A 4165-nucleotide genomic window follows, 5' to 3' on the forward strand; every position below is an offset into this window, starting at 1 on the left:
CTATCTGTGTTTTGCCATATCTCATCCATGTTTAAACAATCTGGAGTCAAACCATGTGTGTTGGTGTAGTGGTGGATAAACCTAATGTATGCAAAGGGGATGATATTATCCACAAGGTGCAGGACAATAGCGGGAAGTGGAATGGCTTTAAAAGGTGGCTTAATCAAAAAACCGGGGGAGTGGTAGGCATTGACCTAGAGCTAGCCCAGACAGATAACTCCATTAACCAATACATCTATTCTCTAGCGCGCGCGATGAATAAGGGGAAAACCACAAACCAGACCATAGAGGACGCCAAGAACTTAAGCGCGCTCAAGCTCAGAAGTAGGGAGGAGAACGCCGCTAGAATGGCAGAAAATCAGAGTGTTTTATTAACCTTCTTGGAGCAACAAATCAACCAGCTTAGAGCTTTAGGGGGAAGTCCCTGCAGATGTGCTCCAGTCCTATTGAAAGGAAGATAATGGGCACTTTAGGCTGGCTCCTCTAAGCGCGATAAGGGGTTTGATACCTAAATCTTGTGCCACTTGTGGGCTAAGGGTTGCAAAGCGCATAGAATTGTGGGGGTTTTTAGATAGCCTAACAAGAGCCTTAAAGCGCGCCTTTTTTTGCGCTGATGTCTTGCAAGAGATTTTTAAGCAGGCTAGTGGCTTGGGGGTTTTGGGAGTATCTTTGTAACTTGGTGTTGAAGAATTGGGCTAGAAAGTGGTAGACATTAGCTTCATAGCCCGCGCGCCCATGTTGAAAGTCTTGTTGGTGTGGGCTTAGCCCGGCGTTTTTGCGCTTTAAGCGCGCTGGATGCATAGCGTCCACTGGCGTGAGTTTGCGCTTTTCTTGGGGCGTTACCTTGTGCCCCTTTCTTTCTAATTGTCTTTCGCTCCACATTTGTAATTCACAGCGGCAACCCCAGTCTAGCGGGGGTGTGCACCCCCTGTTATTAGTGCAATAGGCGTTAAAGTAGTGCCCACTTTTAGCCCTATTAATGCGCTAGACGCGTAGCGTCCATATAGTATAAATAGGCGCGCAACTAGTGGGCGCGTGGGGTTAGCCTTTAGAAATTGCGCGTAACTTTCAGCGCGCCAGCATCTTAAGGTGAACGCTACGCGTCCAAGCCCAACCATTAAGCTAATATGGGTGCTACACCTAGCGCACAAGAGGCGCAAAAACGCGAGCGTTAAATCCACGCCAATAACGCTAAGAACATGGAGAGCGCAGGGGGTTTTCACAAGTGTATTCCTTTTAGAGCGCGCTACTTAGTTGATCTAGAAGTTCTTGTATTTCGCTCTCATTTAGGGGAAGGGCTAGATTTTACGCATTGGGCGCGCTTAAATCCCCCATCAACGCGCTTTAAAGGCATGCATTAGAATTCTGCCTTTTCAGGTTAGAACGCGGATTTGATCTAAAATGGCTTTGGCGCGCATAGATAAAAACGCGTCATAATCCTCTAACACACGCGAATCGCTCAAGTCTATTAAATGGGTGGCTAGGGTTTGCTCTAAGTGGGGGTTACTTTGCTGATAGTTTTGACCTAGACTCTTAAGTCATCTGCTTAATCTTGCCCATGATCGCCCTAGCCCGCATTTTTAAAAAAGCTTTGTAATCGCCCAACACACTAGGATCGCTCAGATCGATGAGATGGGTTTGCAAGGTGTGATCTAAATCTTGATTGTCTTTTTTAAACTCTTGGATGTATTCTTTTAACAAACTCAATAAGGGAGATGAAAATGGCAAAAATAACAACTAATCCAGCTTTACGCTTGAGCAAGACACAAAGAGAGCTTTTTGAGAATATCAGGGCATTTTTACACTACAAGATCAAAAGTTTCACACCCGTGCAGGCTTTAGAAGATATGGCTAAGGTGATCTGTTACCAAGAGGAAATGTTGAAATGCCAACACATCAGCACATTAGAGAGTCTGTGCCACGCTCTTTACAATCAAGGAATCAAGCATATATTGATGATGCGCATCTTGTTCTTGTTTTTCACACACTTCAAAGCCCACATCAAGCTAAAGAGCTTGAGAAGCCTTACAGAAGAACAAGTGATTAGCTTTCTCTTTGGACTAGCCCAGACCAGAAAACCAAGTTCTATGGCTAAGTATGTGATGTATCTGAGACAATTCTTTGACTATTTGGATAGAAAACGCGGATACAACTTTTTGATTTCCCTCTAAAAAACCTTGCTTTTGCACAAACAACCCAGCCTTGCCCAAACACTTGAATGCCCAAGACTTAAGAAACTTTATCCAAACACTACTAGAGTATCAACCCCACTCTAGCTGTGAAAAACGCAACAAATGTATCTTGTTGCTTGTGATACTGGGCGGTCTTAGAAAAAACGAAGTGCTTAATTTGGAGCTTAAAAATATCAAGCCTGATGAGCAAAACTACTCTATCCTCGTGCTGGGCAAGAACAAGCAAGAGAGAAAAGCCTACATTAGAAAATCCATCTTAGAGTAGGCTTTGCACGCTTGGATGAATGACCCCAAGAGACTACAATACTTCAATGGAGTGTTTCTTTTTAAAAAAGCCACACAATCCCAAAGGACTTGCCAACTCAAAAACTTCATTGCCAAGATTTTCAAACGCTCTCAGATTGAGCATTATCAGACATACGGCACGGGCTTACACCTTTTTAGGCATAGCTTTGCTACACTCATCTACCAAGAGACACAGGATTTGGTCCTAACTAGCAGAGCTCTAGGGCATAAATCCCTCCTCTCTACGAAAGTCTATATCCACACATCCACACCACCCAAGAACACAACAAAAAGGTCGCTTGTGTATTTGACACGCTTTTACAAGCTCAACAATCTAAGAAAAGCTAGGCTATAATGCCAAGATAATGCAATGGACACACAAACCTCTTTTTTCCCTTATTCTCTCTAGCACTCTTGTCTCTAATGCTCTAGCTGCTGGTATGCTCACCTATGATGCAGAAGCGAATGCGCATTTAGCCACCACTAATAGCCAACAGAGCACGATGATAGGCAAGATGGTAGATGGGATTAGAAAATACGAGGAGATGATTTCTAAAGCCCAAGAGCAAATCGCTCAATTAAACAAAGTCAATGATCTTATGAACAAGGCAAACGCCCTTATTAGTGGTTCTGCGATCACCATTGCCAATCCTATGAGATTGCTCGATCAGTTCAAAAGCCAAATTGCTAGCATTCAGGCTAATTATGAAGACTTGAAACAGGCTGTAGAGAACTTTGACTAGAGACAAGCTCAGAGACAAGTATCTACAAAAAGAGTGTCCGTGGTTGGATATTAACAAACTGAGCTACAAGGCAACTGATTTAAGCAAGGCGATTGTAGGCACTGGTGCAGAGACAATGTTGGTTAAGGACGCTAAGGCGTTACTACACGCCCTCAGTGATGATAGCACCTTTTCCACTTATCAGAATTTGAGGGATGAAATCACGGGGAGGTCTATGGCTTTATGGTGTGTCAGAGTCTCAATGAAGTGCGTGATGAAGTGGATATGGATAATTCCTACACTACAGAAGCTAAGGCAATCTTAGAGGGGGATTATACAGCAGCCAATCAAGAAAGACTTAAAAGGGCTGTGGCTAAGTTCAAAAAGAAAATCAAACAAGAACAACAGCTCAATGAAAAAATCCAGCCCCTGATTGCAAGATTGGACACACTCAAGGCTGATTTAGGTGTAACAGATAAGAATGCTAATGATAACAAACAACAAATTCAGTATTGTAAAGAGAATCCAGACACCAATACTTGTGAGCCTATCTTGCTTGCTAGAGACAAGCTTTCTAATGAGCTAGATCAAACTACCAAAGAGTTTCAAGAAGCTCTAGCAGGGGCTAAGGATAAGGATGCTCAATCCCAAGTGCTAGCAGACTATAATCAGAAGATTAAAATTCTTACCCTTGCTTATCTGCGAGAAATCACTAACCAACTATTGTTTTTAAATAAAACGATGGCGATGCACTCTGCATTAGTGGCAGATGTCTACAAAAGAGAATACAGGATTGGGCTGAGTGGTGTGGATAGAACTAAGATGGTTAATTACAAGGACAGGGATAAGGAGTTAGAAACCTACTCTTCTAAAAATAGATATGGTATGCCTGATCCCGTGCTTTGATTCTACCTCCGGATATTACCACTCGCGTTCGCCCCACCTTGTCTTGACCAGCGGATGACT

Annotated in this window: 5 protein-coding genes and 1 pseudogene; 4 read left to right on the forward strand and 2 right to left on the reverse strand. The window is 43.2% G+C overall.

What is annotated here, in order from left to right; genetic code table 11:
* Nucleotides 1–71 precede the first annotated feature (71 nt).
* Nucleotides 72–461 (forward strand): hypothetical protein, encoded by a 390-nt coding sequence (locus EAO33_RS08745; RefSeq protein ID WP_162982280.1) that lies wholly within the window; start codon nt 72–74, stop codon nt 459–461.
* A gap of 127 nt (nt 462–588) precedes the next feature.
* Here EAO33_RS08745 and EAO33_RS08750 read toward each other — a convergent pair whose 3' ends face one another.
* The gene (locus EAO33_RS08750) at nt 589–882 is read right to left on the reverse strand and encodes a hypothetical protein (protein WP_120946396.1); all 294 of its coding nucleotides are present in this window, start codon (nt 880–882) and stop codon (nt 589–591) included.
* Nucleotides 883–1533: 651 nt separating this feature from the next.
* Entirely contained in the window at nt 1534–1728 is a 195-nt protein-coding gene (locus EAO33_RS08760) for a hypothetical protein (protein WP_120946400.1), read from the reverse strand.
* Between EAO33_RS08760 and EAO33_RS08765 the strand changes: the two are divergent.
* The 3 genes and pseudogenes from EAO33_RS08765 (at nt 1722) to EAO33_RS09675 (ending at nt 4105) form a co-directional block, all read left to right on the forward strand.
* Nucleotides 1722–2825: pseudogene (locus EAO33_RS08765) on the forward strand (tyrosine-type recombinase/integrase). The gene EAO33_RS08760 and the pseudogene EAO33_RS08765 overlap by 7 nt on opposite strands.
* A gap of 17 nt (nt 2826–2842) precedes the next feature.
* Nucleotides 2843–3220 carry a hypothetical protein gene (locus EAO33_RS09670; RefSeq protein ID WP_205589747.1) on the forward strand — a complete coding sequence of 126 codons (378 nt, stop codon included), beginning with the start codon at nt 2843–2845 and terminating at the stop codon, nt 3218–3220.
* Between the two features lie 225 nt (nt 3221–3445).
* Entirely contained in the window at nt 3446–4105 is a 660-nt protein-coding gene (locus tag EAO33_RS09675) for a hypothetical protein (protein WP_235853166.1), read from the forward strand.
* Nucleotides 4106–4165: the final 60 nt, after the last annotated feature.

Source organism: Helicobacter labacensis (genome assembly GCF_003660285.1).
GTDB lineage: Bacteria > Campylobacterota > Campylobacteria > Campylobacterales > Helicobacteraceae > Helicobacter > Helicobacter labacensis.

Coding starts and splice junctions, on each gene's coding strand:
- EAO33_RS08750 (WP_120946396.1), bottom strand. CDS start 882: ATGTGGAGCGAAAGACAATTAGAAAGAAAGGGGCACAAGGTAACGCCC.
- EAO33_RS09670 (WP_205589747.1), top strand. CDS start 2,843: ATGCAATGGACACACAAACCTCTTTTTTCCCTTATTCTCTCTAGCACT.